Raw genomic sequence first — 24,014 nt, forward strand, 5'->3', positions numbered from 1 at the left:
AGCGACGCGCCCGAGGCTAAGCGGCTGCGGGCGAGGGCATCCAGCATCCGTGCAGCCCGGCGGGCACGCGGCGCGGCAGGCGCACCTGCGCGACCGGCCCGGCAGCCAGATCGCGCGCGTCCAGCACGATGAACCGGCCGCCCGCGTCGTCTTCAGCGTGCACGAAGCTCAGGAGGTAGCCGTCCGCTTCACCCGCGCCGGCCGGATCGGCGGCAAACACGGGTTCGCACGCGGTCTGCCCGGCGGGCAGGCGGTACACGGTCTTCGCACCCGTCTCGACGTCATAGCGTGCAAATGCCTCGAAGGCGCCCGGCTGCGGCGTTTCGCCCGGACGCGGATCCCGCAGGCCGGCATAACAGAACCGTGTGCGCCGCCCCAGCCACGCGTCGTTGACCCGGCCGAACTCGCAGGGCTGGTCGTCCAGCGTCTGGTCGTCCACGCGTCCGCTGGCCATGTCGATGCGCAGCCGGTGCATTTCCAGCCGCTTGCGCGACGTGGGCCCGTAGCCATCGTGCCAGGGCAGCACCGCCTCGATCACGTTGCCGTCCACGTAGGCATTGGCGACGTGCCAATTGAAGAAGGGGGCGGCCTCGATCCACCGGATCTGCGCCGCGTCGGTGCAGTCGCGCGGCACCAGCAGCACCTGCGTGCCGCGCTGCGGCTCCCACCCGGGCGCCGCCGGTCCGCGGCTGAAGTCGAACACCAGCGGGCAGACAAACGCCACCACGTGGGTGGCGGTCAGGCCGATGTCGTGAACCAGCGCCGGCCAGGGCGATGCAAATGCGACCTGGCGGTCCACCCGCCCCGTGCTGTCCAGCCGCATGTATTCAAGCGTGCCCGCCATGAGGTCGTAATTGATCGCCAGCATTTCCCCGGTCAGCGGGTCGACCTTGGGGTGCGCGGAGAACGCGCCGGCGAGCTTGCCCTGGAATGTGTTGGCGCCGACCGTGCCCAGTGCGTCGTCCAGTTCGTACGGGCAGCCGCCTTCGTACAGCGCGTGGATGCGGCCGGCGTGCCGCAACACGTTGGTGTTGGCCAGGTTCGCGTAGGGTGGCGGACCGAACGTCGGGTTGTAGATGCGATGGCCGGCGTCCCGTTCTTCCTGCAGTTCGGCAGTCAGCACCCAGCGGTTGCGGTAGCGCGCGCGGCCGCCGTCCAGGTAGAGCGCGTGGATCATGCCCGTGCCGTCGAAGGGATAGGAATAGCCCGGGCCGGGCTCGAATTGCGGATTGGGGCCGTTGCGCATGAAGACGCCGGACAGGCCGGGGGGCAGGGCGCCTTCGACGGGCAGATCGGCGTCGTCGCGTTCGTCGTAGACCGGCGCGAAGGCGCGGGTCAGGGCGGGGTTGTCGCTGTGCCAGGGTTGCATGTGACCTCCAGGCCGAGGCCGCGCACTAGGCTGGATGACAACGCGAAGCCGGTGGCGGCAAAAGTCCGTTATATCCGCCCGGGCCGCCGGGAAAAAGCCGAGTTAACCATGATGGGAATTGCGCCGCGCCTGACGCTTGCGCAGCCGTTCCCGCACCATTTCGGCCCCGCTCACCAGCGTGATTCCCGCCAGCACCATCACCGCGCCGACCACGAAGCCCGCATCCAGCGGTTCATCCAGGATCAGCACGCCGAAGCTGACGCCGAACAGCGGCGTCATGAACGACAGGATCGACAGGCGGGACGCCAGATACCGGCGCAGCAGCCAGAACCAGGCCAGATAGCTGGTTAGCGCGACGACGACCGACTGGAACACGACGCTGAGCACGGCGGCCGGGGTATAGCGGATGCCATGATGGCCGGTGGCGACTGCAAAGGCCAACAGGCCTATCGAGGCCACGGCCATCTGATAGAAAAGCGTCTTGGCCGGGGCGGCTTCGGACAACGACGTCTTGCGGATCGCCACCGTCGTCGCGCCCCACAGCAGCCCAGCGAGCAGTCCCATCGCGTCGCCCAGCAGCATGTTGCGCGCGCCGTCGTGCGCCAACGGCTGGCCGCCCTTGACCAGGAACGCCACCGCGATACCGCAGAAGGCCAGCGCGACGCCCGCCCATTGCAGCGGCTTCAGACGCTCTTCGGGTAGCAGCCAGTGCAGGCCCAGCGCCGCGAAGATCGGCGCGGTGTATAGAAACACCGACATGTGCGAGGCCGTGGTGTAGACCAGCCCTTGCGCGACGAACAGGAATTCGCCCGCAAACAGCAGCCCCACGATCAATCCAGGCAGGAACGTGCCGTCGGTGAACGCGCGCTGCCCTTCGGCGCGCCACACCACGACGGCCAGCACCAGGGCCGCGAAGGTGGAGCGCAGCCCGATCTGCATGATGGGCGCGATGTCGTCCGCGACCAGCTTGATGGCGATCTGCTGGAAGCCCCAGCACACGCACAGCGCCAGCATGGCGCCGGTGGCCAGCGTGTCCAGCGGCAGGCGCAGCGGCTTGGCGGCGGTGATGGTCACGGCAGTTCGGCGGGATAGCTGTCCAGCGCCAGGCCGATCTGCTGGCGCAGGTCCCATTCGGCCAGCGAGGCTTGCACCGGGCCATAAAAGGCGCCGTCGCGGGCAACGAACATGGCGGGCAGGTGGAAGACCTCGTAGCGCTCGACCAGGCCGCGGTTGTCGCCGGCGTCGATCCAGCAGATGCGCTCGACCGGCAGTTCCACGCCCGGAAGCTGCTCGCGCGCCACGCGACAGGTGCCGCAGGTGCGGCTGTGAAAGACGATGAGGGACAGGCCGCGCGCGTCCAGCAGAAAGCGGTCGGCGGTGCTGTCGTTGAGTTCTATCTGTTCCATTGTGTGTCTCAAGCGCCGCGCAGCACGCGGTCCAGTTCCAGCACCGACTGGTACAGCACGCGCGTGCCGTCCAGCAGTTGCGCGGGTTCGATCCATTCTTCGGGGCAGTGGCTGCGGCCGTTCAGGCAGGGGATGAAGATCATGCCGATAGGGCCGGTGGGGGCCATGTACACGGCGTCGTGGCCGGCGCCGCTGGGCAGCCGCATCGACGCGTAGCCAAGCTGGTCGGCGGCGGCCTTGACCGCGTCCATGACCAGCGGCGAACAGTCCGTGGGCTGCGCGCGGCTGAGCTGCGTGAAGCCGGCGGTCAGGCGCAGCGCCTTCAGGTCGTCGGCCACGCTCGCCATCAGGGTTTCGGGAAAGGCGTCCAGCACGGCGTTGCTATCGCTACGCATTTCCAGCGTCATCTCGACCCGGCCCGGCACCGCGTTGGCCGCATTGGGCGTCATGCTCAGCCGGCCGACGGTGGCGACGACGTAATGCGGATTGCCGCTGGCTGCGCTGGCCTGCCGGTTGGCGGCGTCGATGATGCGGGCCGCGCCCACCAGCGCGTCGCGCCGGATGTCCATGGGCGTGGTGCCCGCGTGGTCAGGTTGGCCCTCGACCACGATCTGCACGCGGCGGATGCCGACGATGTTGGTGACCACGCCGATCGGCAACTGGCGGCTTTCAAGCACCGGGCCTTGTTCGATGTGCAGTTCGACAAAGGCGGCGGTTTCGCCCGCGCGGCGCAGCGGGGCGTTGAGTGCGGACGGGTCGCCGCCGATGCGGGCAATGCCCTGCGCCAGCGTCTCGCCCTGCGGACTGCGCGCGTCCAGCATGTCGGCGCTGAGCTGGCCGCACAGCGCGCGGCTGCCGACACAAGAAATGCCGTAGTCGCTGGGTTCTTCGGACAGGAAGTCGATGACTTCGAAGGGGTGGTCGAGCGTGATGCCGTGTTCCTGCATCGTGTGCGCGACTTCGATGCCGGCCAGCACGCCGATGATGCCGTCGAAGCGGCCGCCGGCCATGACGGTGTCGCAGTGCGAGCCGGTGGAAATCGGTTTGCGCGTGGCATCGCGCCCCGCGCGAGTGCCGACCAGATTGCCGCCCGCGTCCAGGCGCGTGGTCAGGCCCGCGGCTTCGAACTCGCTACGCAGCCAGGCGCGCGCGTCATCGAATAGCGGCGAAAAAGCGCGGCGCGTCCAGGGGACGTCGGGCAGGGTGAATTTGGACAGGGTGTCGACGCGCGACCAGAGGCGTTCGGCGTTCAGCGGGGGAAAAGCGGGCGGTGTGGCTTGCGGCATGAGACTTCCAGAAGATCCGCCCTGGATTATGGCATCAATGGCGCGGCGTCCTTGCCCGCCGCTTACGTCGTGCCGCGCCAGGACGGTTCACGTTTTTCCAGGAAGGCCGTCACGCCCTCGCGCGCTTCCTCGGTGCTACGGATAGCCGCAATGCGTTCGACGGAGTCGGCGATCAGGGTGGCGTCCAGCGGCCGGCCGGCAAAGTCGCGCACCAGCCGCTTGCTGGCCTGCACGGCGCCCGGACCATTTGCGCACAGTGTGCGGCAGAGCGCTTCGGCGGCCTCAAGCGCCTGGGCAGCCGGGACGACCTCATGTACCAGCCCCAGCCGCAGCGCGGTCGCGGCGTCGAAGCGTTCGGCGGTCAGGAAATAGCGGTTGGACGCGCGCTCGCCCAGGGCGCGGATCACGTAGGGGCTGATGGTGGCGGGCAGCAGGCCCAGGCGGGTTTCGGACAGGCAGAAGTGTGCGCTGTCCGCCGCAACCGCGATGTCGCACGCGGCCACCAGCCCCATCCCGCCCGCGTAGGCGTCGCCGTTGACGCAGGCGACGATGGGTTTCGGGCAGGTCCAGACCGCGTGCAGCATGTCCGCCAGCCGCGTGGCGTCCTTGCGGTTGTCCGCATCGGTCAGCGTGCCCATTTTGCGCATCCAGTTCAGGTCGCCGCCGGCGCAGAATGCCTTGCCCGCGCCCGTCAGCAGCAGGACCCGCACCTGGGGATCATCGACCGCAGTCTGGATCGCGGCCGTCAGCGCGGCGATCAGCGTCTCGTCGAACGCGTTGCGCATGTCCGGCCGGTTCAGCGTCAGGCGGGCGAGGGGGCCTTCTATGGTCAGGTCCAGCGGTGCGGTCAGCGTCATGCGCGGTCTCCGGTGTTGTTGATGATGGCTCAACAGGTGTTCCGATCAATTCGTTTGATTCTATGGGCAAAAGCGCAGCGTTGCGATGCTTGTTTTCAGTAGATTGAGTTATCCTCAACAAAAAATTTTCGGAGACAGACATGAATCAGCCCGCGGGGAGTCGCGCCGCCGATCAGCGTTACGCATCGGTATTCCGGCCGGGATTGTTCGACGGCAAGACGATCATGGTCACCGGCGGCGGCAGCGGTTTGGGTCGTTGCACCGCGCATGAGCTGGCGGCACTGGGCGCGCGCTTAGCGCTGGTGGGACGCAACCCGGACAAACTGCGCACGGCGGCCGAGGAAATCGCCCGCGTCTATCCCGAGGCCGCCGATCGGATCAGCCAGCACCCCTGCGACATCCGGGACGAAGCCGGCGTACGCGGCGCCGTCACCGACGCGCTGACCGCGCACGGCCGCATCGACGGCGTTTTCAATTGCGCAGGCGGCCAGTTTCCCGCGCCGCTGGACCGCATCAGCCTCAATGGCTGGAACGCCGTGGTGCAGAACAACCTGCACGGCACCTTTCTTGTGTCGCGCGAGGTCTATACGCAGCACATGCGCCAGCACGGCGGCGCCATCGTCAACATGCTGGCCGACATCTGGGGCGGCATGCCGGGGATGGGACACTCGGGCGCGGCGCGCGCGGGGGTGTGGAACCTGACGGAGACCGCCGCCTGCGAATGGGCGTATGCCGGCGTACGCGTGAACGCCGTGGCGCCGGGCTGGATCGCATCCAGCGGCATGGACAGCTACGACGAGCACTACCGCGGCGTGCTGCGCGAGCTGAAAACCAAGGTGCCGCTACAGCGCTTCGGCACCGAAGCCGAACTGGCCGCCGCCGTCGTCTTTCTGCTGTCGCCCGCGGCCGCGTTCATCAATGGCACCGTGATCCGGGTGGACGGCGGCGTGCCGAACGCGCGCCATTCATGGAACCTGCAGCCGGCCGAGCGCGGCGAGACCTACAACGGCTTTCCTCAGTACGTGCCGCCGTCGCTGTTTTCGGAAGACTGAAGGCGATGCAGCGCGTTCTGGACTTCGCCCCGGAACTGCGCCAGCGCCAGGGCGTCCTGGCGCGGCGGCTGCAGGGCCTGCCACAGAAAACCGACCAGCTGGTCGGCCGTGGCGGCCACATCGACATTGACCTCCGCGCCGCGCCGCATCGCGTCCCACAGCACATGCTCCATCGGCCCGTACACCGCCGAACGCAGCAGCCGCAGCGGCATGTCCTGGCGGATGTCGCCGTCGGCCTGGCCTTGCGCCAGGATGCGCATCAGTGGCGCGGTGTAGCGGCGCTGCAGGTCGGCGTAGATGTCGCCGAAGTCGTCGTTGCGCGCGCGGCCTTCGGAAAGGATGAAGGCGCACAAGCCCGGACCTTCGGCCAGCAGATGGCGCAGATGCGTGTGGACCAGGTAATGCAACTGGGCGCGCGCCCCGTGGATATGCGGCAGGTGGTCCTCCACCCGCGCGATGATTTCGTCGTACCAGTCGCTGATGACGCGCACGCAGAGTTCGCGCTTGCCGCCGAAGTAGGTGAAGACGGTGGCTTCCGAGACGCCCAGCCGCTGCGCGATCTCGGTGGTGGTGGCCGCGTGAAAGCCCGCTTCGGAGAACACCTGGCGCGCGACCCGCAGGATGTCGCGGATGCGTTGTTCGGACTTGGCGCTGGCCGGCGGGCGGCGCATCGGGACGGCTGGGCTTTTTTCCATGCAGGCTACAGGCGAAAAAGGGGCGGGCGGCCTGTCTGGCCGTCCGCGCGAGGGCCTATTATTGAGCGACGGTCAACTTCGTGGCAAGGCGGGGGGCAACCCGCCGCCGCAGCGGGCCTTTCATGGCAACAACCATAACGATCAAGAGACAACCATGCTGCACAGAGCAGATTCCTACGCGCAAGTCGTGTCCGCCTTCCAGTGGCAGGTGCCCGCGGCCTACAACATCGGCGTCGACGTGTGCGACAAATGGGCCGACGGCAGCGGCCGGCTGGCCCTGATCTATGAAAAGAGCGACGGGGCGCAAACGCGCTATACGTTCGATCAGATCAAGGCGCAGTCCAACCAGTTCGCCAACAGCCTGGCGCGCTACGGCATCCGGCGCGGCGACCGCATCGCCATCTACCTGCCGCAGGCGCCCGAAACCGCAGTCGCCCACGTCGCCGCTTACAAGATGGGCGCGGTGGCGGTGCCGCTGTTCACGCTGTTTGGCGTGGACGCCATCCAGTTCCGGCTGGCCAACAGCGGGGCGTCGGCCCTCGTCACGGACGCGGAAGGCTGCCGCAAGCTGCTGGAAATCCGCGACAGCCTGCCCGATCTGAAAGTGATTTATTGCATCGATGGCGACGCCGGGGCTGCGGGGGGCACGGTAGGCGCGCTGCCGTTCCACCAAAGCCTGGCGCTCGAATCCGACGCCTTCGACCCGGTCGAGACCGCCGCCGACGACCCGGCCGTCATCATCTACACCTCGGGCACCACCGGCAAGCCCAAGGGCGCGCTGCATGCGCACCGCGTGCTGCTCGGCCATCTGCCAGGCGTGGAGATGTCGCACGAGTTCTTTCCCGAGAACGCCGTGCTGATGTGGACGCCCGCTGACTGGGCCTGGATCGGCGGGCTGCTGGACGTGCTGTTGCCGTCGTGGCACCACGGTGTGCCGGTGCTGGCGCGGCGGTTCGAAAAATTCGATGGCGCCTCGGCGCTGGAACTGATGGCGCGCCACGGCGTGACGCACACCTTCCTGCCGCCGACCGCGCTGAAGATGATGCGCGGCTGCGACTGGCCGGACCACGCCGGGCCGCGCGCGCTGCGCTCGGTGGCCAGCGGCGGCGAATCGCTTGGGGCCGAACTCATCGACTGGGGCCGCCGCGTGCTGGGCGTGACCATCAACGAGTTCTACGGCCAGACCGAATGCAACATGATCGTGTCCTCGTGCTCGTCGCTGTTCGACCCCTGCATCGGCGCCATCGGCCGCGCCGCGCCCGGGCATCAGGTCGCTATTGTGGATGACAGGGGGGCCGAAGTGGCCGATGGACAGGAGGGCAACATCGGCGTACTGCGCCCGGATCCGGTCATGTTCCTGGGGTACTGGAAAAACCCGGCGGCCACGGCGGAAAAATTTGCCGGCGATTACCTCCTGACCGGCGACATCGGCGTGCGCGATCCGGAAGGTTTCATCCGCTTTGTGGGCCGCAACGACGACGTCATCACCAGCGCCGGCTACCGGATCGGCCCGGGACCCATCGAAGACTGCCTCATCGGTCACCCTGCGGTGCGCATGGCGGCGGTGGTGGGCATGCCGGATGCTGAGCGTACGGAAATCGTGGTGGCGTTCGTGGTGCTGAACGAGGGTGTGGTGGGCGACGAAGCGCTGGTCAAGGCGCTGCAGGCGCATGTCCGCACCCGGCTGGCCGCCCACGAATATCCGCGCGCGATCCGCTTTGTAACCAGTTTGCCCACGACCGCGACCGGCAAGATCATTCGCAGGGAGTTGCGTGCCGGATACCCCGCATAAGCGGACTCACCCGGTGACAATCTCGCCCATGTGGATGGGTTGACTGGCTGCCCGGCGCTGCAAGTATGATTGCGCAAACTGGATACGGCCCCTCTCAATTGGGGCCGTATCACCTTTAGCCAAAGTATGGAGATAGCCCCAATGAATAAGCCTTTGGACGGGGGATTGGCAGCCTTGAACGTGCCCGCGTACGTCAAGCATCGCGGACTGATCGACTGGGTCGCCAGTTTCGTCGCGCTGGCCAAGCCTGATCGCGTGGTGTGGTGCGATGGCTCGCAGGAAGAGTACGACCGCCTGTGCGAGCAGATGGTCCAGGCCGGCACCATGCGCCGGCTCAACCCCGCCAAGCGCCCCAATTCCTATCTCGCGTGGTCCGATCCGTCCGACGTGGCCCGGGTTGAAGACCGCACCTTCATCTGTTCCGACCGCGCCGAAGACGCCGGCCCCACCAACAACTGGGCCGATCCCGCTGAAATGCGCGACACGCTCAACGGTCTGTTCGATGGCGCCATGCGCGGTCGCACGCTGTACGTGGTGCCGTTCTCGATGGGCCCGCTGGGCTCGGACATCGCCCACATCGGCGTCGAACTGTCCGACAGCCCGTACGTGGCCGTGAACATGCGCATCATGACGCGCATGGGCAAGCAGGTCTATGACGTGCTGGGCACCGACGGCGACTTCGTGCCGTGCCTGCACTCGGTCGGCAAGCCGCTGGCCGAAGGCGAAGCCGACGTGGCCTGGCCCTGCAACCCCACCAAGTACATCGTCCACTTCCCCAAGACCCGCGAAATCTGGAGCTACGGCTCGGGTTACGGCGGCAACGCGCTGCTGGGCAAGAAGTGCTTCGCGCTGCGCATCGCGTCCACCATGGGCCGCGACCAGGGCTGGCTGGCCGAACACATGCTGATCCTGGGCGTCACCTCGCCCAAGGGCCGCAAGTACCACGTCGCCGCCGCCTTCCCGTCGGCATGCGGCAAGACCAACTTTGCCATGCTGATCCCGCCGCAAGGCATGGACGGCTGGAAGGTCACCACCATCGGCGACGACATCGCCTGGATCAAGCCCGGCCCCGACGGCCGCCTGCACGCCATCAACCCCGAAGCCGGCTATTTCGGCGTGGCCCCGGGCACCAGCGAGCAGACCAACTTCAACGCCATGGCCACGCTCAAGGCCAACGTCATCTTCACCAACGTCGCGCTGACCGACGACGGCGACGTCTGGTGGGAAGGCATGACCAGCACGCCGCCGGCGCATCTGGTCGACTGGCAGGGCAAGGACTGGACGCCGGAAATCGCGCGCGAAACCGGCCGCAAGGCCGCGCACCCGAACGCGCGCTTCACCGCGCCGGCCGCGCAGTGCCCGTCCATCGATCCCGAATGGGAAAACCCCAAGGGCGTGGTCATCGACGCCTTCATCTTCGGCGGCCGCCGCTCCACCACCGTGCCGCTCGTCACCGAAGCGCGCAACTGGGTCGAAGGCGTCTACATGGCCGCCACGATGGGCTCGGAAACCACCGCCGCGGCCGCTGGCCAGCAAGGCGTGGTGCGCCGCGACCCGTTCGCCATGCTGCCGTTCTGCGGCTACAACATGAGCGACTACTTCGGCCACTGGCTCAAGCTGGGCAAGCAGCTCGAAGCCGCCGGCGCGACCCTGCCGCGCATCTACTGCGTGAACTGGTTCCGCAAGGGGCCGGACGGCAAGTTCGTCTGGCCCGGCTTTGGCGACAACATGCGCGTGCTGCGCTGGATGCTGGGCCGCATCGACGGTCAATCCAAGGGCGTGGATCAGGTGTTTGGCGTGTCCCCCAGCTACCAGGACATCGACTGGACCGGCCTGGAATTCAGCCCGGACAAGTTCGAGCAGGTCATGTCGGTGGACGAGAACGCCTGGCGCGAGGAACTCGCGCTGCACCATGAGCTCTTCGGTCAGCTGTCGCAAGGCCTGCCCGACGAACTGCGCACCACCAAGACCGAGATCGAGGGCCGTCTGGCGGCTTGATGCTGCTGGCGTCTACCGGTTGATCGAACCCGCCTGCATTGATGCAGGCGGGTTTTTTATTGCCGCCTGCTTGAGTGCGCAGGCGCGTCCGGCGTTCAGGTTGTTCAGGCCGGGGCTTACACCGCCTTGCTCGCCGCGATGCCGTCCAGCGCATTGGCCACGTCGTCCGGCAACTGCAGCGACGCCGCGGCCAGGTTTTCCTTCAGATGTTTCTGCGAAGACGTGCCGGGAATCAGCAGGATGTTCGGCGAGCGGCGCAGCAGCCACGCCAGCGCGGTCTGCATCGGCGTCGCGCCGATCCGCGCAGCCGCGTCGTTCAGGATGGACGACTGCAACGGGCTGAACCCGCCCAGCGGAAAGAACGGCACGTAGGCGATCCCTTCGCGGGCCAGGTCGTCGATCAGGGCGTCGTCGGCCCGGTGGGCGACGTTGTACTGGTTCTGCACGCAGACGATGTCGCAGATGCCGCGGCCTTCTTTCACCTGCGTGGCCGTCACGTTGCTCAACCCGATGTGGCGGATCAGCCCTTGCTGCTGCAGGCCGGCCAGCACGGACAGCGGCGCTTCGATGGACCCTTCCGCCGGGCCATGGACGTCGAACATGGCGCGCAGGTTGACCACGTCCAGCACGTCGCGGCCCAGGTTGCGCAGGTTGTCGTGCACCGCCCGGGTCAACTGCTCGGCAGAGAACGCGGGATTCCACGAGGCATCGTCGCCGCGCACCGCGCCCACCTTCGTCACGATCACCAGATCGTCGGAGTAGGGGGCCAGCGCTTCCCGGATCAGTTGGTTGGTGATGTGCGGGCCGTAGAAATCGCTGGTGTCGATGTGGTTCACGCCGGCGGCAACCGCGTCGCGCAGCACGGCAAGCGCGGCATCACGGTCCTTGGGCGGACCAAAGACGCCCGGGCCGGCGAGCTGCATGGCGCCATAGCCAAGCCGATAGACCTGGCGTGCGCCGAGGGAGTAGGTGCCGCTGTCTGCGAGTTGGGTCATGTCGGGTTCCTTGTTTCGGTGCAGGAGTGGGGATGGGCAAACGATAGAGCTTTCGCCACATGCTGATAAGCCAATACAATCCGCACGGCTTGTACGGAAAAATGCACAATGGCGACTGACCTCGATCACCTCCATGCCTTCGTCGCCGTCGCGCGCGCGCGAGGGTTCCGCGAAGCGGCCCGGACGGCGGGCACCAGCGCGTCGCGCCTGAGCGACACCGTGCGCCGCCTGGAGGCGCAGCTTGGCGTGCGGCTTTTCAACCGAACGACGCGCTCCGTGGCGCTGACCCAGGCCGGCCAGGAACTGCTGGCCCGGCTGGCGCCCGCGCTGACCGAGGTCGAGGCGGCGCTGGACGCCGTCAACGGGTTCCGCGACAAGCCGGCGGGCACGCTGCGGCTCAACGTGCCGCTCAGCGCGGCCAAGCTGGTGCTGCCGTCCATCGTCCCCGACTTTCTGGCGGCCTATCCCGATATCCGACTGGAGGTCGTTGCCGAGGAAAGCTTTGTCGACGTGCTGGCTGCCGGGTGCGACGCAGGCATCCGCTACGACGACCGGCTGGAGCAGGACATGATCGCCGTGCCCATCGGCCCGCGCGTGCAGCGCTTTGCAGCCGGCGCCTCGCCCGACTACCTGAACCGGCGCGGGCGGCCCGCGCATCCCGAAGACCTGATGCAGCACGCCTGCCTGCGCGGCCGCTTTCCCAGCGGGGCGATGCCTGCGTGGGATTTTGAGCGGGGCGGAGAGACCGTGCGTATCGATGCGTCCGGACCGTTGGTCGTGCAGATTGGCGGCGCGGTCGATCTCGCTGTAGACGTCGCCATCGCGGGGGCGGGCGTCATGTATCTGTTCGAAGACTGGCTGCGGCCGCACTTCGCTAGCGGCGCGCTGGAGCCCGTGCTGGAACCGTGGTGGCCGCAGTTTTCGGGACCATTTCTGTACTACTCGGGACGCCGCCTGGTGCCGTCGCCGCTGAAGGCGCTGATCGACTTCATCAAGGCGCGGCCGTTTCCTTGAGCGGCGCGCCGCGTCTCGCCGCCCCGCGCCGTTTGATGCACAATCGCCTGATGCACCTGGATCCCGAAGACCTCGCCAAGATCACGTCCCTGACGCTCGCCCATTACGAAGAGAACGCCGATTCCTTCCAAGCCGGCACGCGGGACCACGACGTCAGCCAAAACATCGCCGCCTTACTGCGGCACATCGACGGTGAACCGCCGTTCGACATCCTCGATCTGGGTTGCGGGCCGGGGCGCGACCTGAAGACTTTCCTCGCGATGGGACACCGGCCCGTGGGCCTGGACGGCACGCCGCGTTTCGTGGAAATGGCGCGCGCGGCAAGCGGGTGCGAGGTCTGGGAGCAGGATTTCCTTCGGCTCCAACTGCCCGCTGCGCGCTTTGACGGCATCTTCGCCAACGCCGTGCTGTTTCATGTGCCGGGGCAGGAACTGCCGCGCGTGCTCAAGGAACTGCGGGCAACGCTGCGGCCGCGCGGCGTGCTGTTCAGTTCCAATCCCCGTGGCGGGAACCAGGAAGGCTGGAATCGCGGGCGCTATGGGGCGTACCACGATCTCGACGGCTGGCGCGCACTGATGGAGGCCGCCGGATTCGACGAGCTTGAGCACTACTACCGGCCCGACGGACTGCCGCGCGAGCAGCAGCCGTGGCTGGCCAGTGTGTGGCGCCGGCGGGATTAGCGGGGCGGAACTGAAAGGCGTCGATGAGCGGCGATCCCGTGGCCAGGCAATCGGGGGCAGACGGCAGAGCGGCCGCCTCCCTCGCGTCGCGTCATTCAGGTGGCCGGTTCAAAACTCGCTCGTAGTGACTCAGGTCAGCGTCCGAAAAGCAGCAGAAGATGACCTCTTGAATTGACGAATCCCTCGACAGGCTTTTGCGAACGGTATCGACCGCGACCTGCGCCGCCAAATCAATGGGATAGCCATAGATGCCGGTACTGATGCTGGGAAACGCGATCGAAACTACGCCTTTTTCCTCCGCCAGCGCAATGCAGCGTTGATAGCAGCTTGCCAGGAGTGCCGGCCCCCCGTTATTCCCCCCGCGCCAAACCGGGCCCACCGTGTGAATGATGAAGCGCGCGGGCAGCCGATATCCGCCGGTCACCTTCGCATCGCCCGTCTTGCATCCGCCCAGCAGCCGGCACTCATGCACCAGATCAGGTCCCGCGGCACGATGAATCGCGCCATCCACGCCGCCACCGCCCAGCAATGAGGAATTGGCGGCGTTGACGATCGCGTCCACTTGAAGCTTGGTGATGTCTGAGCGGATGGCTCGCAGTGTGGTGGGCATTTGAATTCTCCTCGTGACGGGAATGCAGCGGCATTATCCCGGCGCCATTCAACTGGTCAACCGCCGGCTCATCTGCCGCATCGACGTGTCGGACGGCCACTTTATCGCCAAGTCGAGCGTGTCTGACGGCTGCTTTATCGCCGATTCCGAGCGTGTTTGATGGCTACTTTATCGCCATTTCCAGGCGCCCTCGGCCGAACTCCTGGGATCAATACCGGCCGACTACAATGAGCGCCGCCCACGCAGGTCGCTGGGTGTCCATCGCTGACCACCGCTCAGTGGCGCCGGCGCAGGAAATCCGCTTTCCCTCTCGACGTCCCTTTCATGGTTGCCTCCACGCTCGTTGGCATGCTGTGCGCACACCTGCTGTGCTTTTCCGGCATGTTCCTGCTTATCAGCCGTCGCCTGCCAGAAAACAGGATGGGGATGGACGTCTTCGCCGTCGGCAATCTGCTGCTCGCGGCGGCCTACATCCTGCAACTGGTCGAAGGCGGTCCCGCCTGGAGCCTGATGAGCGTCGTCAATCACTGCCTGACCCTGGCCGCGCCAATCGCGTACCTGCTTGGCGCCATGCGATTCTTCGGGCAACAGGTGCGCCTGTGGTTGCCGCTGGCGGTGTTTTGCCTGGTGTATGGGTTACTGCAGTGGCTGGTGCAATGGCAATTCGGACCAGAAGCGCGCTACGCCATGCTCGCGGCATCGGCGACACTGCTTTTCTTCGCCATGACCGTCACGGTGCTCTGCGGCACGCGCACGTTCGCCAAAGACTTGCGCGCAGAGATGATCTTCTTCGCGTGCCTGATCGGCGGAATCTGTGTGCTGAACGCGCTGAAGTTTCTGAAGATTACGGAAGGCGGCCTGGACGCGCTGCATATGGACAGCCGGTTTCAGATGATTTTCTACATCTATATGTCGACGCTGGCCACCATCGTGCCGCCTTCCATTGTCTGGCTCGTGCTGCGCCGGCTGACGGACAGTTTGCGCAATATGGCGGCGCGCGATCCGATGACGGATCTGCTCAATCGCAGGGGACTGTCAGACGCACTGACCCAGTATTTCAACGGCCGTAATGCGGTCCCCGCCTATTTGCTGATGGTGGACGTCGACCATTTCAAGCGGATCAATGACAGCTACGGTCACCAGGCGGGCGATGAGGTGATCTGCCATGTGGCGGGGCTGCTTCGTACCGGTGTACGGCGGGGAGATCTGACCGGCCGCACCGGCGGAGAGGAGTTCGTCGCCGTGCTTCTTGAATCGGAAATGGCGGATGTGATGGTTCTTGCGGAGCGGCTGCGCGCCAGCATCGAAAGCCAGCCAATCCACGTCACCGGCGGCGATGAGCCGCTGCGCTGCACGGTCACGATTGGCGTGTCAGCCCGCTTTCATGGAGCGGATGGTTTGGAGGAGGCGCTCCGGGAGGCGGATGGGGCGCTTTATCGGGGGAAGGCTGGGGGGCGGAATCGGGTGGAAGTGGGCGGTGGTGACGGCGAAAGGGCGATTGCCGGAGTCACGCTGCCTCCCACAATGCCGCTGTCAGACCCAGCAACAGCAGTATCGCCGACGAGATAAACCATCGCACGGTTTTCCGGTATTCATCCTCGGCTTCATCTTCCAAACGCAAGGCGCGGCAAAGCGCAATTATCTGCAGCAGGATCGCGACCAATAAGAACACGCCCGGCAGCACGGATAGCACGCTCCAATCGCCCGGCGCGTCGAAGCCCCAGAAACGCAGGAAACCCAGCGAAAAGCCCAGCAATACGGTGATGGCCGTAATCAATCCAGCCCGAAAGCCCTGGGGCAGGTCGCGTGACCTGTGGCTGCGGGGCCGTACCAAATCCTCGTCTGGCGTTTCCGGTGTCATCATCGAGATACTCCGCACTGAGTACGCTACGGCCCACCCGCTACCGGTTCATGTGGGGGCGAAAGCGGAACTCCTGCCTTCGCGCGGGGCGAGGTTGAACGGATTATGGCTGATAACGCAGTGCACAGGGGCTGTTGACCTCGCCGTGTCGCAGCCCTGTGCCTTGCTTGCAGTTGCCCACGCTCGCCAGCCACCCCGGCCACGGCCGCCAACATCATCCTTCGCACTGAACATCAACGGCAAGGATCTCTTCTCTGCGGTCTAGGGCGAGGGGAAGCTGAGCGACGCCAGCATTCTTCGCCCGACGCGCTCAGCCGGCCGGTACAAGCCTTCTCGAACCGCCATAAAGCGCCAGCTTCCCAACCCAGCAGCCCAGCACCAGCAGCGCTGCATACACCACGAGCATCACGACCGCCACCAAGTTGGAATCCGCTGCGCGTATCAATTGGTCCCATGTCATCGCCCGAATCGCGAGAAAGCCCAGGCCAACCCCCAGCGCCTGTGCCAGCCAGAAGGCGAGCGTGCCCAGGGCGACAGCTCGCCCTTGACGCGCAGCGCCGATCGGGCGCGGCAGGATTCTCAGGCAGACGACCGTGCAAAGCACCAGAAGCAGGGCGGGCAGGATCAGGAAACCCAGCGCGTATTGCAGCCGGCCGACGGTGAGCGATTGCGCGTTCAGGTAGCTGCCCATGGCGATGCACACGCTCAGTTGCCAGCCCAGGATCATCAAACCGGCACTCCAGGCCGCGTGGCGTTGTTCATACGCCGGACCACCGGCTTGGTCCGCAGGCTGCACGGTTCGCGCGGCGATGCGCACGGCGAGATATGCGCCCAGGACTTCCAAGGCAACGGCCAGGGCACCGAGGAACAGGCCTAGCGTCAAGAATTTGTTGGCCGTGCCAGCGTGTTGCGCGGCGTACAGGACCAGCACGCTTTGCAGATAGATCATGAGGGCCGACACGGCCAGCGAGAACACCAGCGTCAAGATGATGACGATGCCGAAAAGCTTTCCCGGCGCGTCCACGGCGTGCGTATTTTGCTGCCGCAGCCAGCGATGCGTGGTGCTCCATACGGTCAAACCGACAAAGATGGACGAAGCCGCGATGTTTGCCAGAAATGGCACCAGGTACTGCGGAAGGCTGAACGTCTCGCGCAGTTGCGCGGATTCGGGCAATCCGATCAACGTGTAGCCTTGCAGCAGCGCGGCGTAGGCCACGCGCACGATGACGACTGTCAATGCCAGGCGCAAAGCGAGAGAGCAGGGGGAGCGGGCGGGAGCGGTCATCGACGTTGTGCGGAAGTGGCCAGAGACAGCAGCGGAAGAATTAGGGATCGACCATAGCACGGCGCTGCCGCAGAACGTCATACCGCGCCGCCCGCTGCCCTTGCTCGTACGGTGTCTGGCGAGAGGGCGCGGGCGTCCACGCGGAGCCATTTGGATAAGCAGGTTCACGCTGCGCCAGGCAACGTCCGTGATCGTCAGATCTGCAACGCCCAAAACGCGACCGCGCCCGCATGCCGGTAACTGGCATGCGGGCGCGGGGTTGCTGGCGGAGCGTTCGCCTCAATGCATCTGCCCGTACTTCCCGGCGTTGAAGTCCTGAATCGCCTCCACGATTTCGGCCTGTGAGTTCATCACAAAGGGCCCGTAGCCAACGACCGGCTCATCGATCGGCTCGCCGCTCAGGATCAGGAACACGGCGTCGTTATTCGCTTCGACCGTGATGTCCTCTCCCTCTTGCGAGAAAAGCGCCAACTGCGCATCCCGCGCGACAGCTTCGCCGTTCACCAGGACCGTACCGCGCAGCATGACGAGCATGCTGTTGCGGCCCGCCGGAATCGGGAAGGTCGCCGTCTTACCCGCCGCCAGCTTCACATCCCAGACGTCCATCGGCGTAAACGTCCGCGCCGGACCCGTCTGGCCACCGTAGCTGCCCGCGATCACGCGCAGCGAACCCGCGTCATCCGGCAACGCCACGACCGGGATGTCCGCATTGAGAATGCCCTGATAACCGGCCGGCGCCTTCTTGTCCTTGGCGGGCAGGTTGACCCAGAGCTGCACCATCTCCAGTTTTCCGCCCGTACGGGTGAAGGCGTGGGAATGGAATTCCTCGTGCAGGATGCCGGACGCTGCCGTCATCCATTGCACGTCGCCGGGGCCGATGACGCCGCCGTTGCCGGTGGAGTCGCGGTGTTCGACTTCGCCGCTGTAGACGATGGTCACGGTTTCGAAGCCGCGATGCGGGTGCTGGCCGACGCCGCGGGGCTGGCTGGCAGGGCCGAATTCGGCGGGGCCGGCGTAGTCCAGCAGCAGGAACGGGCTGGTGTCGCGCCCCTTGTCGTTGTACGAGAACATGGAGCGCACCGGAAATCCGTCGCCCACCCAGTGGGGACGGGGGCTGGCGTGCACGCCGAGGATCTTCTTCATGGTGAGGTTTCCTGTTGCGCGGCCCCTTCGGGGCCGTTCGTCATAGGCAAGAAGATAAGGGCGGAATGCCGATATCGGTAGTGCCCGTGGCTGATAAGCACTGTTCCATGCGGCGAACGATCATCACGGGGCGGCAGGGCACGCCCGCGCCGGGCGGGTATCCTTCCGGGCATGGACAAGATCAGGGACGAAACCGCGGCGGCGCGGTTTGAGACGGCGGTGACGGGATTTGCCCCGGTCGTGGGGGAGGGTGCGCGCGTGCTGGTGCTGGGCTCCATGCCCGGCGTGGCCTCGCTGCGGCAGGTGCAGTACTACGCGCATCCGCGCAATGCGTTCTGGCCCCTGGCAGCGCGGATCTTCGGGTTTGATCCGGGCCTGGCCTACGACGAGCGCTTGCGTGCGTTGCAGGCTAACGGCGTGGCGCTGTGGGATGTGTTGCAGGCCTGCGAGCGGCCGGGCAGTCTGGATGCCGACATCCGGGGCGATACGCTGGTGCCGAACGATTTCCAGGCATTTTTGAGCCTTCACCCGTCCATCGGGCGCATCTGCTTCAACGGTGCGAAGGCCGCGGCAATGTTCCGGCGGCATGTGCTCCCGACGTTGCAGGCGCCCGGGCTCGACATTTACGAGCTGCCCTCGACGAGTCCCGCCCACGCGGCGGCCAGTTTCGAGCAGAAACTGACGGCGTGGGAGCCCGCTTTGAAGTTTCCGACGCGCTGAAGCTGCAACCCCCGGCCAGATCGCATTGCCGTCTATTCCGCACGTCCGAAGCACAAACCGCGATCGCACATGCTGCCGCCGCCTCGACTCCGTCCCCGAATTGACAGATATCAAGGCTCTATATAACCACAGGTGATAAGTTAATTTCCGTAACACTTAAACGTTTCGGAGTTTAACGATGCACACCCCCCACAGCCCCCCGGAAACGCCGCTCCCGGGCAAACGCGGTTTCCTGAAAGGGCTCCTAGGCCTGGGCGCCGCCGCCTCGGTTATTCCCATCCACGCCGAGGCCGCGCCGGGTCTCAATGGCCAACCGCCGCGCCGGCCTGGCATGGCCGGCAAGCGCTACGGCATGGTCGTCGACATGCGCAAGTGCATCGGCTGCCAGTCCTGTACGGTGAGCTGTTCGCTGGAAAACGTACCGCCCATCGGACAGTTCCGCACCACCGTCCTGCAGTACGAAGTCACCCCCGATACCGGCGGCCCCTGTTCGATGGTCATGCTGCCGCGCCTGTGCAACCACTGCGACAAGCCGCCCTGCGTGCCGGTCTGTCCGGTGCAGGCCACGTTTCAGCGCGAGGACGGCATCGTGCTGGTCGACAACGCGCGCTGCGTGGGTTGCGGCTATTGCGTGCAGGCCTGTCCCTATGACGCCCGCTTCATCAATCACGAGACCCAGACCGCGGACAAATGCACGTTCTGCGAGCACCGGCTGGAAGCCGGACTGCTGCCGGCCTGCGTGGAAAGCTGTGTGGGCGGCGCGCGTGTGATCGGCGACATGAACGATCCGGACAGCGCGATATCCCGGCTGCTGGCCGAACACAAGGCCGACATCAAGGTGCTCAAGCCCGAGATGAAGACCGATCCCCACGTCTTTTACATCGGCCTGCCCGATGCGTTCGTGCATCAGGTCGACGGCCAAGCCGGCGTGCGCCTGGCGGGCGGTCACTGACACGGACCGGGAGACTCTCATGCGAATTTCTGAATTGCTCACGCCGGTCTACGACGCGGCCTGGTTGCCCTGGGCCGTGCAGTATTTCTTTCTGATCGGCATCAGCGCGACCACCGCGCTGACCGCCGCCTTTGCGACGTTCGGGCGGGCGGATTCCGCCCCGCGCCGCTTGCTGCCGGCCGCGGTGACGGTGCTGCTGGTCAGCGCCATCGCCGCGCCGGTGTCGCTGCTGGCCGACCTGCATCAGCCCGGCCGTTTCTGGCACTTCTATGCGCACATCACGCCGTGGTCGTGGATGTGGCTGGGGGCGTTGCTGCTGCCGGTCTTCGTGACGCTGGCGCTGCTGTTCTGCGCGGCGTGGTGGTGGGGGCGGATCGGGTGGCTGCGGGTGGTGGCGGCGGCCCTGGCGCTGTCGGCGCTGTCCATCCTGGTCTACACCGGGGCCGAGGTAATGGTGCTGCGTTCGCGGCCGTTGTGGCACACCGTGTTCCTGCCGGTGAACTTTGCGCTGACCGCCTGGCTGGGCGCGTTGGGCGCGATGTTCCTGGTGGGCCGCTGGCTGCCCGGCGGATTGCGCGCGTTGCCGGTGGAGATGTTGCGGCGGCTGAGCGTGACTGCCGTCGTGATGATGGCGCTGGGCGCGGGGGCGTGGGTGCTGCTGGGCCTGCTGGGACTGGATCCGTCCTTCGAGGCGGCGCTGCGGCTGTTCGCGGACTTTCCGATCTGGCGCCTGAGCCTGGCGGGCGCCGTGATTACGGCCTTCTGCATCGTCGGGCTGTTGCAACGGCCGGCGCGCACGCTGGCGGCGCCGCTGCCGTCGGCCGCGCTGGCGCTGACCATGCTGGGCGCGGCGTGGATCTTCCGCTGGGTGGTCTTCATGAGCGTGCAGGGCGTGCCCAAGTACGGCGCCGGCTTGTATCTGTACGAGATGCCGTGGGGCAGCGACGGGGTGCTCGGCATGGTGGGCGTGTTGGGGCTGTGCGTGGCGCTGATCACCGCCGTCACCTGGGCCCTGGACATCTTCCCCGCGCGCGCACGCGCCGTGGCCGCCTGAGCGCGCCGAGACGATAAGCACATGGATAAGAAAGCAATGGACAAGCAACACGAAACCGACAAGCGCCGCGACGCAGATGGTGGCCCGGACCAGCCGCGCGACGAGGCACGGCGCAAGCTGATGATGCGCGGCGGCATGGTGGCCGGCGGCATGGCAGCGTTTGCGGCGGGCTATGGCGACACGGTCGTCAAGGCGGTGAAGGGCCTGGCGCAGGGCACCGCGGGCGTGCCGACGACGCACGCCGTGCGCGGTAATTCGCTGACGCCGGAGTTCCGCATCGATCCGCTGACCGGCGCGCTGAGCGCCCAGCCGGGCCAGATCGTCAGCCCGTCGAGCTGCCTGGGCTGCTGGACGCAATGCGGTGTGCGGCTGCGCGTGGACACGGCCGAGAACCGCATCCTGCGCGTGGCCGGCAACCCGTACCACCCGCTGGCCACGACGCGGCCCGCCGCGATGGACACGCCCGTGCGCGATGTCTATGCGCAACTGGGCGGCGATAGCGGGCTGGAAGGGCGCGCCACGTCGTGTGCGCGCGGTTCGGCCATGCTGGAGCAGATGGACAGCCCGTACCGGGTATTGCAGCCGATGAAGCGCGCCGGCAAGCGCGGCGACGGCAAATGGCAGACGATCAGCTTCGAGCAACTGGTGCAGGAAGTCTGTGAAGGCGGCGACCTGTTCGGCGAAGGCCACGTGGACGGCCTGCGCGCGATCTTCGACCGCGAGACGCCGCTGGACCCGGACAATCCGGAGTACGGCGCGAAGGTCAACCAGTTCCTCTTTACCGACGCGTCCAACGAAGGGCGCACGCCGCTGATCCAGCGCTTTGCCGGGCAGTCGTTTGGCACGGTCAACTTCAGCAATCACGGCTCGTACTGCGGCCAGAGCTTCCGGGTGGGCGCGGGCGCGGCGCTGGGCGACCTGAAAGGCATGCCGCACGGCAAGCCGGATTGGGACAACGCGCGCTTCGGGCTGTTCATCGGCGCGGCGCCGGCGCAGGCCGGCAATCCGTTTCAGCGCCAGGCCCGCCAATTGGCCGAGGCGCGGGTGCGGCCAGGGGAAGCCGCGTTCACCTACGTGGTGGTGTCGCCCGTGCTGCCGGCCTCGTCCAGCCTGTCGGCGGGATCGGGCAATGAATGGGTGCCGGTCAATCCGGCCAGCGACCTTGCGCTGGCGATGGGCCTGATCCGCTGGATTCTGGACAACGAACGTTTCGACGCGCGCATGCTGGCGCAACCCGGTCCGAACGCCATGAAGGCGGCGGGCGAGGCGGCATGGACCAACGCGACGCATCTGGTGGTGGCCGAACCGGACCATCCTCGCCTGGGCGCGTTTCTGCGTGGCGCCGACATGGGCTGGGCGCGCCCGGCCGATGCGGACGAGAAATGGGAGGACGTATATGTCGTGCGTCTGGCCGACGGCACGCTGGCGCCGCACACGACGGCGTCATCGGCGGAACTGTTTGTGGACGACACCATCGCCGCGCCCGGCATGGCAGGTAGCCCGGACGCGCTGCGGGTGCGGACGTCGCTGACCTTGCTGCGCGAGGAGTCGCGCCGCAAGACGCTGGACGAGTACGCCGCGCTCTGCGGCGTGCCGGCGGCCAAGATCGCGTCGCTGGCCGAGCGCTTCACCAGCCACGGCAAGCGCGCCGTGGCCGATGCGCACGGCGGCACCATGAGCGGCGCGGGCTTCTACACGGCCTACGCGATTGCCATGCTGAACACGCTGGTGGGCAACCTGAACGTGGAGGGCGGACTGGTGCTGGACGCCGGGCCTTTCCCGCCCTACGGCGCGGGGCCGCGCTACAACATCGCCGGCTTTGCCAACAAGGCCTCGCCCAAAGGCGTGTCGCTGTCGCGCAACCGCTTTCCGTACGAGAAGTCCAGCGAGTTCAAGCGCAAGAAGGCCGCGGGCCAGCCGGCGTACCCGGCGGCGGCGCCCTGGTATCCGGCTACCGGCGGACTCAGTTCGGAGATGCTGGCGTCGGCGCTGGCGGGCTATCCGTATCGCGCCAAGGTCTGGTTCAACCACATGAGCAACCCGGTGTACGGCATTGCCGGGTTCCGCCACGTGGCGCTGGAAAAGCTGAAGGACCCGCGCGTCCTGCCGCTGGCGGTGTCGATCAACCCGTTCATCAACGAGACCAACGCGCTGGCCGACTACATCGTGCCGGACACCGTCACGTACGAAAGCTGGGGCGTGTCGGCGCCGTGGGCCGACGTGGTGGCCAAGGCCTCGACCGTGCGCTGGCCCGCGGTGCAGCCGCGCGTGTCGCGTACCGCCACGAACGAGCCGGTGTGCCTGGAGACCTTCCTGATCGCGTGCGCCAAGCGCCTGGGCATGCCGGGGTTTGGCGAGGGCGCCATCTCGGACAAGGACGGCGGCAAGTACGCGCTGGACACGCCCGAGGATTTCTTCCTGCGCGGCATGGCCAACATCGCGTTTGCGGCGGGACGTCCGGTGCCGGAGGCAAGCGACGACGACATGGCGCTGACCGGCGTCGACCGCTACCGCGACCTGTTGCAGACCAAGCTCAAGCCGGGCGAATGGCGGCAGGTTGCGATGCTGATGAGCCGGGGCGGGCGCTTTGACCGGATGGAAGACGCGTGGACGCAAGCCGGCGAACAGCCGCGCCGCACGCGCGTGGCCTATACCAAGCCGCTGCATGTCTGGAGCGAGGAGTTGGCGGGGTTCCGCCACGCGATGACGGGCGAGCGCTATAGCGGCTGTCCCACCTGGTACCCGACGCGCCTGGCCGACGGGCGCGATATGCGGGATGAATACCCGCGTGAGGACTGGCCCTTCCTGCTGAGCTCGTTCAAGTCCAACCTGATGAGCTCGCTGTCGATCGGCGTGAACCGTCTGCGGCAGGTGCACCCCCACAATCCCGTGTCGATCAGCCGGCAGGACGGCGAACGGCTGGGCATCCGCAACGGCGATACGGTCCGCATCGTGACGCCGGGCGGGTCGGTGACGGGGCTGGCCCTGCTGCGCGATGGGGTTCAGCCGGGCGCGGTGGGCATCGAGCACGGTTACGGGCATACCGAGCTGGGCGCGCGCGCGCATGTCGTCGATGGCAAGCCGATGCCGCACGATCCGGCGCTGGCGGCCGGGGTCAATCTGAACGATCTGGGCTTTGGGGACGCGACGCGCGGCCAGCACGCCAACGTCTGGATCGATTGGGTATCGGGCGCGGCGGTGCGGCAGGGTTTGCCGGCGCGGATCGAGCGGGTTTGAACGGGTGT

At 66.8% G+C, this 24,014-nt stretch carries 22 protein-coding genes; 11 read left to right on the plus strand and 11 right to left on the minus strand.

The features are described from left to right. Positions 1 to 16: 16 nt before the first annotated feature. From KW836_RS11735 to KW836_RS11755, 5 genes are all read right to left on the minus strand, one after another. Positions 17 to 1,369: a carotenoid oxygenase family protein gene (locus KW836_RS11735; RefSeq protein ID WP_218343417.1), complete on the minus strand. Its 1,353-nt coding sequence runs from the start codon at positions 1,367 to 1,369 to the stop codon at positions 17 to 19. Positions 1,370 to 1,471: 102 nt separating this feature from the next. Further along, complete coding sequence (locus KW836_RS11740; protein WP_218344260.1) at positions 1,472 to 2,437, minus strand: DMT family transporter; 966 nt, start codon at positions 2,435 to 2,437, stop codon at positions 1,472 to 1,474. 2 nt (positions 2,438 to 2,439) lie between these two features. Further along, positions 2,440 to 2,775: a co-chaperone YbbN gene (locus KW836_RS11745; protein WP_175124098.1), complete on the minus strand. Its 336-nt coding sequence runs from the start codon at positions 2,773 to 2,775 to the stop codon at positions 2,440 to 2,442. Between the two features lie 8 nt (positions 2,776 to 2,783). Continuing rightward, complete coding sequence (locus KW836_RS11750) at positions 2,784 to 4,061, minus strand: Zn-dependent hydrolase (protein WP_218343418.1); 1,278 nt, start codon at positions 4,059 to 4,061, stop codon at positions 2,784 to 2,786. Between the two features lie 62 nt (positions 4,062 to 4,123). Continuing rightward, positions 4,124 to 4,918 carry an enoyl-CoA hydratase/isomerase family protein gene (locus KW836_RS11755; protein WP_218343419.1) on the minus strand — a complete coding sequence of 265 codons (795 nt, stop codon included), beginning with the start codon at positions 4,916 to 4,918 and terminating at the stop codon, positions 4,124 to 4,126. A gap of 140 nt (positions 4,919 to 5,058) precedes the next feature. On the opposite strand from KW836_RS11755, the gene KW836_RS11760 reads away from it, so the two are divergent. Next, positions 5,059 to 5,970 (plus strand): SDR family oxidoreductase, encoded by a 912-nt coding sequence (locus tag KW836_RS11760; protein WP_218343420.1) that lies wholly within the window; start codon positions 5,059 to 5,061, stop codon positions 5,968 to 5,970. Here the strand turns inward: KW836_RS11760 and KW836_RS11765 are convergent. Next, positions 5,934 to 6,665 carry a TetR/AcrR family transcriptional regulator gene (locus KW836_RS11765; RefSeq protein WP_175124102.1) on the minus strand — a complete coding sequence of 244 codons (732 nt, stop codon included), beginning with the start codon at positions 6,663 to 6,665 and terminating at the stop codon, positions 5,934 to 5,936. The two genes, KW836_RS11760 and KW836_RS11765, sit on opposite strands and share 37 nt — an antisense overlap. 154 nt (positions 6,666 to 6,819) lie before the next feature. On the opposite strand from KW836_RS11765, the gene KW836_RS11770 reads away from it, so the two are divergent. Then, entirely contained in the window at positions 6,820 to 8,457 is a 1,638-nt protein-coding gene (locus tag KW836_RS11770; protein WP_218343421.1) for an acyl-CoA synthetase, read from the plus strand. Between the two features lie 141 nt (positions 8,458 to 8,598). Next, positions 8,599 to 10,455, plus strand: coding sequence for a phosphoenolpyruvate carboxykinase (GTP) (locus tag KW836_RS11775; protein WP_175124104.1), 1,857 nt, complete (start codon positions 8,599 to 8,601; stop codon positions 10,453 to 10,455). Positions 10,456 to 10,571: 116 nt separating this feature from the next. On the opposite strand, the gene KW836_RS11780 is transcribed toward KW836_RS11775, so the two are convergent. After that, the gene (locus KW836_RS11780) at positions 10,572 to 11,450 is read right to left on the minus strand and encodes an aldo/keto reductase family oxidoreductase (protein ID WP_218343422.1); all 879 of its coding nucleotides are present in this window, start codon (positions 11,448 to 11,450) and stop codon (positions 10,572 to 10,574) included. Positions 11,451 to 11,558: 108 nt separating this feature from the next. Between KW836_RS11780 and KW836_RS11785 the strand changes: the two genes are divergently transcribed. Beyond that, positions 11,559 to 12,464: a LysR family transcriptional regulator gene (locus tag KW836_RS11785; RefSeq protein ID WP_218343423.1), complete on the plus strand. Its 906-nt coding sequence runs from the start codon at positions 11,559 to 11,561 to the stop codon at positions 12,462 to 12,464. 50 nt (positions 12,465 to 12,514) lie between these two features. Continuing rightward, entirely contained in the window at positions 12,515 to 13,144 is a 630-nt protein-coding gene (locus KW836_RS11790; RefSeq protein ID WP_218344261.1) for a class I SAM-dependent methyltransferase, read from the plus strand. Between the two features lie 91 nt (positions 13,145 to 13,235). Here KW836_RS11790 and KW836_RS11795 read toward each other — a convergent pair whose 3' ends face one another. Further along, complete coding sequence (locus KW836_RS11795) at positions 13,236 to 13,754, minus strand: O-acetyl-ADP-ribose deacetylase (RefSeq protein WP_218343424.1); 519 nt, start codon at positions 13,752 to 13,754, stop codon at positions 13,236 to 13,238. A 13-nt stretch (positions 13,755 to 13,767) separates the two neighbouring features. Here KW836_RS11795 and KW836_RS11800 point away from each other — a divergent pair, with 13 nt between their 5' ends. Beyond that, the gene (locus KW836_RS11800) at positions 13,768 to 13,914 is read left to right on the plus strand and encodes a hypothetical protein (protein ID WP_218343425.1); all 147 of its coding nucleotides are present in this window, start codon (positions 13,768 to 13,770) and stop codon (positions 13,912 to 13,914) included. Positions 13,915 to 14,078: 164 nt separating this feature from the next. Further along, the gene (locus KW836_RS11805) at positions 14,079 to 15,323 is read left to right on the plus strand and encodes a GGDEF domain-containing protein (protein ID WP_218343426.1); all 1,245 of its coding nucleotides are present in this window, start codon (positions 14,079 to 14,081) and stop codon (positions 15,321 to 15,323) included. Here the strand turns inward: KW836_RS11805 and KW836_RS11810 are convergent. From KW836_RS11810 to KW836_RS11820, 3 genes are all read right to left on the minus strand, one after another. Next, positions 15,262 to 15,618 (minus strand): hypothetical protein, encoded by a 357-nt coding sequence (locus KW836_RS11810; protein WP_218343427.1) that lies wholly within the window; start codon positions 15,616 to 15,618, stop codon positions 15,262 to 15,264. The two genes, KW836_RS11805 and KW836_RS11810, sit on opposite strands and share 62 nt — an antisense overlap. A gap of 307 nt (positions 15,619 to 15,925) precedes the next feature. Continuing rightward, entirely contained in the window at positions 15,926 to 16,981 is a 1,056-nt protein-coding gene (locus tag KW836_RS11815) for a hypothetical protein (RefSeq protein WP_255595406.1), read from the minus strand. A 198-nt stretch (positions 16,982 to 17,179) separates the two neighbouring features. Continuing rightward, positions 17,180 to 18,043: a pirin family protein gene (locus tag KW836_RS11820; protein ID WP_218343428.1), complete on the minus strand. Its 864-nt coding sequence runs from the start codon at positions 18,041 to 18,043 to the stop codon at positions 17,180 to 17,182. Between the two features lie 171 nt (positions 18,044 to 18,214). On the opposite strand from KW836_RS11820, the gene KW836_RS11825 reads away from it, so the two are divergent. The 4 genes from KW836_RS11825 to KW836_RS11840 all read left to right on the plus strand — a co-directional run bounded on the left by KW836_RS11825 (position 18,215) and on the right by KW836_RS11840 (position 24,006). Beyond that, positions 18,215 to 18,763 (plus strand): DNA-deoxyinosine glycosylase, encoded by a 549-nt coding sequence (locus KW836_RS11825; RefSeq protein WP_218343429.1) that lies wholly within the window; start codon positions 18,215 to 18,217, stop codon positions 18,761 to 18,763. A 178-nt stretch (positions 18,764 to 18,941) separates the two neighbouring features. After that, positions 18,942 to 19,715, plus strand: coding sequence for a sulfate reduction electron transfer complex DsrMKJOP subunit DsrO (dsrO, locus tag KW836_RS11830; protein WP_175124114.1), 774 nt, complete (start codon positions 18,942 to 18,944; stop codon positions 19,713 to 19,715). Positions 19,716 to 19,734: 19 nt separating this feature from the next. After that, the gene (gene nrfD / locus KW836_RS11835) at positions 19,735 to 20,769 is read left to right on the plus strand and encodes an NrfD/PsrC family molybdoenzyme membrane anchor subunit (protein WP_218343430.1); all 1,035 of its coding nucleotides are present in this window, start codon (positions 19,735 to 19,737) and stop codon (positions 20,767 to 20,769) included. Positions 20,770 to 20,805: 36 nt separating this feature from the next. After that, positions 20,806 to 24,006: a tetrathionate reductase subunit A gene (locus KW836_RS11840; RefSeq protein ID WP_218344263.1), complete on the plus strand. Its 3,201-nt coding sequence runs from the start codon at positions 20,806 to 20,808 to the stop codon at positions 24,004 to 24,006. Positions 24,007 to 24,014 lie beyond the last annotated feature (8 nt).

The organism is Achromobacter sp. ACM05 (genome assembly GCF_019218915.1).
GTDB classification, from domain to species: domain Bacteria; phylum Pseudomonadota; class Gammaproteobacteria; order Burkholderiales; family Burkholderiaceae_B; genus Achromobacter; species Achromobacter animicus.